The 5,034-nt window shown below is 55.4% G+C and carries 6 protein-coding genes; all 6 read right to left on the reverse strand.

Translation table 11 applies throughout. The features are described 5' to 3' along the window. Positions 1-129 precede the first annotated feature (129 nt). On the reverse strand, positions 130-681 hold the full coding sequence (locus tag V8352_RS21310; RefSeq protein ID WP_336426265.1) for a hypothetical protein: 552 nt from the start codon (positions 679-681) through the stop codon (positions 130-132). Then, positions 671-1,021 carry a hypothetical protein gene (locus V8352_RS21315; RefSeq protein ID WP_336426266.1) on the reverse strand — a complete coding sequence of 117 codons (351 nt, stop codon included), beginning with the start codon at positions 1,019-1,021 and terminating at the stop codon, positions 671-673. Before V8352_RS21315 ends, V8352_RS21310 begins: the two co-directional genes overlap by 11 nt. Continuing rightward, positions 1,018-2,418: a YfjI family protein gene (locus V8352_RS21320; protein WP_336426267.1), complete on the reverse strand. Its 1,401-nt coding sequence runs from the start codon at positions 2,416-2,418 to the stop codon at positions 1,018-1,020. The genes V8352_RS21315 and V8352_RS21320 overlap by 4 nt, the downstream gene beginning before the upstream one ends. A gap of 92 nt (positions 2,419-2,510) precedes the next feature. Continuing rightward, positions 2,511-3,383, reverse strand: coding sequence for a DUF7146 domain-containing protein (locus V8352_RS21325; RefSeq protein ID WP_336426268.1), 873 nt, complete (start codon positions 3,381-3,383; stop codon positions 2,511-2,513). A gap of 178 nt (positions 3,384-3,561) precedes the next feature. Next, positions 3,562-3,750 carry a helix-turn-helix transcriptional regulator gene (locus tag V8352_RS21330; protein ID WP_336426269.1) on the reverse strand — a complete coding sequence of 63 codons (189 nt, stop codon included), beginning with the start codon at positions 3,748-3,750 and terminating at the stop codon, positions 3,562-3,564. Between the two features lie 215 nt (positions 3,751-3,965). Beyond that, positions 3,966-4,691 (reverse strand): hypothetical protein, encoded by a 726-nt coding sequence (locus V8352_RS21335; protein ID WP_336426270.1) that lies wholly within the window; start codon positions 4,689-4,691, stop codon positions 3,966-3,968. Positions 4,692-5,034: the final 343 nt, after the last annotated feature.

Consider the following 5,034-nt stretch of genomic DNA (forward strand, 5'->3'; position numbering starts at 1 on the left):
CAACGATGACGGTGAGACGGCGATGATCGCCGCTCAGTGAACGAGCAACACCGGCTATGAAGAAGCAGGTGGACGCCAGTTCCTACACCACTTCCCGGGGCACTACCCGCACAGTGCATGGGGTAAGCGTCACTTTTCATTTTCGCCCCCCCCATGCTGCACGTTACCGACGATCGCCTGTCCGCCTTCCTCTACGGTCACACGTTCGACGCGCACCGTCTGTTGCCCTTTCGAGCGATACCGTTTGAGAGTATCCATTTGGGCTGCATAGCTTCTCGTAAGCTTATTGAATGCCCGTTCCGCCGACTCCTGTTGCGGCACGTTTTCCGCTTGATTTAGCCGCCGCACCATCATCATGGCCGCTTGGTGCGTCGCCGCCATTTGAGCCATCAACGAGGCTTCTGCTGCATCCATAGGCTGCATGGCATCAACAAAGCCCAGGGCAAAGTTTGCCGCGTTTTGGTCTGCCTTTTTTCCAGCGGAACCGAGCGAGGCAATCTGTGTGACCAAGGCCGTAGATACATGAAGGTTGCCGACCGCACCTTCTAGCCGGCGGAAATTGCCAATCGGGTGGATTTCGAGTTTGCCCTGTTCATCCCACTGCATTGAGACGCTGGGGCCCTTGTCTGCTTCTTTCGCCAAAGCCGTTTGGTTCTCTCGAGCGTTCTTGCTATCGGCCATCCTGCTCCCTTTCGATTTTTTCCCATTTCATTGTGTTGCCGTTCCAGAGACGCCCATCCGGTCCATGCTTCTCCCATTCAGAAAGCAACCGCCATGCGTCCAACGAAACGATTTTGCCTGTCCAAGTTCTCGGGCGGCCGCCGACTGAAAACCCGTGGTTCATTTCGACAGTTTGAGGCGCACCATTCTTTCCTGCCTTCTGCACCTGACAATTAGACAAAACCGGACAAAACACATCCTCTGGTTGGTTGGAGGGGGTTTTGTCAGGTTTTGTCATATTGTCAGGTGGGATCAGCGCATCTGATGCGGCCCCTTCTGCCAGCGCCAGCCACCGGCTCATTTTATGCCCTCCAAGCGTGGGTTTACGGCAAAAGTTTTCTTGGGCCGTCCCGGTCCTGAGGATGGTATCGGTGCAATCCATCCTGCGTCTTGGAGCACATCAAAGGCCGGTCCAATTTCCTTCGCTGACGTCAGACCAACCAACCCTCGGCGGCTTATTTCGCGGGTGCTGATCTGACGCAGTCCTTCGGCTTTGATGATCTCAGCAATTTGTCTGGCTGCACGCACTTCAGAAGGCACGCAAGCGGTGCCATAGGCGCGGTACGCGTGTTTGCGCAGATGCTCTCCAACGTAATGGCACGCCCGCCCGAGGTGGCTTGCTCCGATAGAGGACACACTGGGTGTCTGGTCAATGGCGTGATCCAAAAGGGCCAACACGGTCGCAACGCGGACAGCCAAACCCGGCAACTTGCCGATATGGCTCTTCATGATGCCTGTGACTTCGCCCTCCCATTCCCTGCATTGCTGACGGAAGGCTTGCAGCGCATCCTGTGCTGCATCATCAAGATGCAAGAAGATGGGGTGATTGTTGCCCTGATCGTCAATGGATGGTTCCAACGCGCGGAGTCGGCCCATCGCTTGGAGAGCCCTTGCTGTGTCCAGTGTGGCAGTAGGACGGCACAGTGGTACGGGCTCCGGAAACGCGATGAGAAACCTCGCCAACAATCCATCATCGTCGCTATGCTTGAGAAGGCTATCCAGCTTGTCGGGTTGGGTGCCGCCCAAGATCGCGATAGACAGGTGGTCCACGATCAGAGGCTCAGGGCTGTTCTTCCTGTCTACAGTGAAACTGCGCCCGCCAAAAGCTTCCAACCAGAAGGAACGATCACCGCCGCCACCATAACGGTCCATCCCGGACAGCCATCCCGACAACTCGTCCCTTGAAAGCAACAGACCGCGGCCATCTTCGCTCATCAGGGCTGCAGCCTTCTCTGTAGTGGTGTCCGTGATGCGAACACGGGGCCTGACTGGCGGGGCGCCTGCGTAAGCTTCCTTTGGCTTCGGTGGGGCTTCTTTGCCTTCCTCAAGCGCCGCTTTAGCGTCAGCTTTCCATTTATTATGGATCAGCTTGGCGACCTCATCCTTGTCAGCCCATTCTTGGCGATTGGTCGCGTATTCGGCGCTCAGTGCGTTGTCGATTTGTTTTACTGGATCAAGAATGGCGTCGAGTGCAGGACTTTTTCCTGAACTGGGATCACCGACAAGCATACCCCAAATAATTGGCGGTTCTTTCCATCCCTCCCAAGGTACTGCCCAGCGCGTGTTACCGACAAGCGCACTGGCCGTGGAAAGAAGAGCCAAGGCCACGAAGTCCACAGGTGCGCCTTTGATCTCAGCGGCGGAGCGGAGCCATCCAGCCCACGGTCCGAAGACCGTGTCAAATTCGTGATCCAGCATGATTGGTGCTGATGGACGCTCTGGCCGAATGACACTGGTGTCCGGCTCCGCCCAATCATCGGAGGGCCTAAATGGGGTCACGTTCACATTCTTCATGCTGTCACCCCGCTCTGCAACGCATCATTCCAGTCCATTCCGCAGGGTGCAGCCATCATCGAAACATTCCAGCCGAGGGCATAGGCTGTGTGCCCCAGCTGGTCACCAGCACCCTTGCCTGCACCGCTGTCGTCGCTGTCTGTGGCAATGATGAGGTCGCCAGGGCGGTGAGGCAATTTCAGCCCCATCATGCCACTGGTGGATAAAGCAGCCAAAACTGCATGTGGGCCGCTCAAAAGTCCGCTGAGGAGGCTCAGGCCGGTTTCGATGCCTTCGCAAACTACCAGTGGACCGATGGCTTCAGAGAGGCGCACTGCGCCACCTGAGCACGGGCCCAGCATCATCTTTGGGCTCATGCTCAGGCGATTTCCCTGCTTCGTGAAATAGGTGCGGTGCATCCCACCTGTGGTCACCCTTCCGATCATTGCCGCGCAATAGCTGCCGCTTGGACCGTGAAAGATGTCTGGCAACCACCGCAGCGTGTTGGGGAGCGGGCAGGAAATACCTCGCTTTCTCAAGTATGCCTCAGCCGGGCTGCCGCTTATCGGCAGCGCATCCTGCCAGAGTTGGCGCGCTCGCGTCGCCCGCTTTGCAACATCTGAGTGACGCTGCGCCCTGCGCAACGCCTCCTCATACGGATCAGGGTTAGTAAAATCGGCGGATGTGATTCCCGCCGCGGCAAGAATGTCACCAAACGCGCAGCCGGATTTCTTGCAATGGGCCAATAGCCGCCCAGCATCACCTTCAGAAAGCGTCAGGGCGTTCTGCCCCTTACGCTGTTCGGGCTGGCAGACGGGGCAAGGGGCGCTTCCATAACGGCCATACCACTTACCACGCAGGTGTTCTGTGATCTGTTGCGGGCCCATCATTTCAAAGCCATCCCCCCGAACGGGGTAGCCAATGCAATCACCTGCAGTTTGGTCTGATGTTTTTTCATCTTCTCATTGCCTCGGTATTGGTCGAAAGCAGCGGTCAGTGCTACCATGTATCTGAAGCCTTCCAAGCATCATTTTACTTGAGCCCCCGCCGTTGCTTCGGTGGCGGTTTTTACTTGAAAGAAAGCGCGCGGCGGGTTTCCCACGCCTTGATTTCTGACAGTTTCCAGCGTGAACACTGCGGTGAAAGCTTTACCGGCTTGGGAAAAGCCTCATCGGCCTTAACCCAGCGCCACGGAGTCGAGCGATGAACGCCGTAGCGGGCGGCGAGCTGAATGTCGTTCAGGTAAATTTCGGGCATTGCGGTTCACTCCAACAGGTTGCATTGGGGTGCATTGGAACCGAGCTGAACAGCTGAAGATAGATGGCGCAATTACGAAAATAGAGCCTCTTTGGGGTCGCAATTGGACCCTCTCGTTCAAGCTCAAATGACGAAGGAAATTACGAGGGATAAGCTAAGGCATTGTTGTAAAGTGTATTTATAGGAGGCTCAATTAGAGGATCTGGGTGGTTGGATTATCCTCCAGATTTTGGAGCTCCAGCTTTTCGCCAGTTTACCACCATAGCAATTCTTTTTATGGTCGTCTTCGCAACCTTACCTTCACCGCGCCATTTATCCGTGTTAGCGAACAACCAGGGTTCGATTACAGATTTACTGCCTTTGTTTCTGATTGGAGTATCCTTCAGTGCTTCCCAAGCGGTCATCGCAAGATCGAGCTCAGGAGCAAAATGTTCGTGGTCTGGACTCATAAATGGACGCGTGTCTGAGACGGGGGAAGAGTAAAACACGCTTTGGTCCATCCCTTTGGATTGCAACCAACCACGCAACTCACTTACCTTAATCATAGACGCGGCCCAATCGGGCTCCGCCTTGAAGCTGAGGGTCCCAACCCCAATCCTCAGGTGACCATTTCCGAAACTCAAGAACTTGGCATGATGCTCGTTTTTGCCTGATCCTAACTCGAGTGTTTGGCATACTGCAGAATCCTTGTCACTTTTAGGTTGATACCGGATCTGCACCGGGATCTCGCCGGACAGGATTGCACCTGTCAAAGCATTCAGCGCCGACTGAAAACCTTTATGCCCTGTCGTCCTTTTCTCGTAGGCGTAGTCTTCTGGAAAAGGCCCAATGTGGACAGCGTCTGTTTCCTCAGGATCCCCCCCAACCATCAATATCGCCGCGTTTTCGACGCTGATCTCGGTTGCAATGCGCCAGTAAAAAAACGGGTCATCTTCGATCATTTCAGTCTCACTATTTTTGGTTGGGTCTCATTGTTGCCCATCAGAAAATCAGCCCACGTCGACATCATTGCTCTTCGTTTCTCTACCATATCCCAGCGCCGGTAAGACGCTTCCACAGCATTGCCGATCTTGTGGGCCAAAGCCAGCTCCACCATATCACCCGGAAAGTGCATACGCTCCGCAACCCAATCACGGAATGTGCTTCGTAGGCCAGGTTCACCCACTAGCCTTTTTTCAGGCTTCTTCGCGGTTTGTGTGGGTGTGCGGGTCTCCGGTCAGTTCACGACCACACCAGATGTTGTGTCGTAGGGTGACGCGGGCAGGTGCTTGAGCCGACCGGCGA

It is taken from the genome of Roseovarius sp. D0-M9, from assembly GCF_037083805.1.
Taxonomy (GTDB): domain Bacteria; phylum Pseudomonadota; class Alphaproteobacteria; order Rhodobacterales; family Rhodobacteraceae; genus Roseovarius.

What these genes read in the sequence shown, in the direction of transcription:
- V8352_RS21310 (WP_336426265.1), bottom strand. Translation starts at nt 681, where the DNA reads ATGGCCGATAGCAAGAACGCTCGAGAGAACCAAACGGCTTTGGCGAAA.
- V8352_RS21315 (WP_336426266.1), bottom strand. Translation starts at nt 1,021, where the DNA reads ATGAGCCGGTGGCTGGCGCTGGCAGAAGGGGCCGCATCAGATGCGCTG.
- V8352_RS21320 (WP_336426267.1), bottom strand. Translation starts at nt 2,418, where the DNA reads ATGCTGGATCACGAATTTGACACGGTCTTCGGACCGTGGGCTGGATGG.
- V8352_RS21325 (WP_336426268.1), bottom strand. Translation starts at nt 3,383, where the DNA reads ATGATGGGCCCGCAACAGATCACAGAACACCTGCGTGGTAAGTGGTAT.
- V8352_RS21330 (WP_336426269.1), bottom strand. Translation starts at nt 3,750, where the DNA reads ATGCCCGAAATTTACCTGAACGACATTCAGCTCGCCGCCCGCTACGGC.
- V8352_RS21335 (WP_336426270.1), bottom strand. Translation starts at nt 4,691, where the DNA reads ATGATCGAAGATGACCCGTTTTTTTACTGGCGCATTGCAACCGAGATC.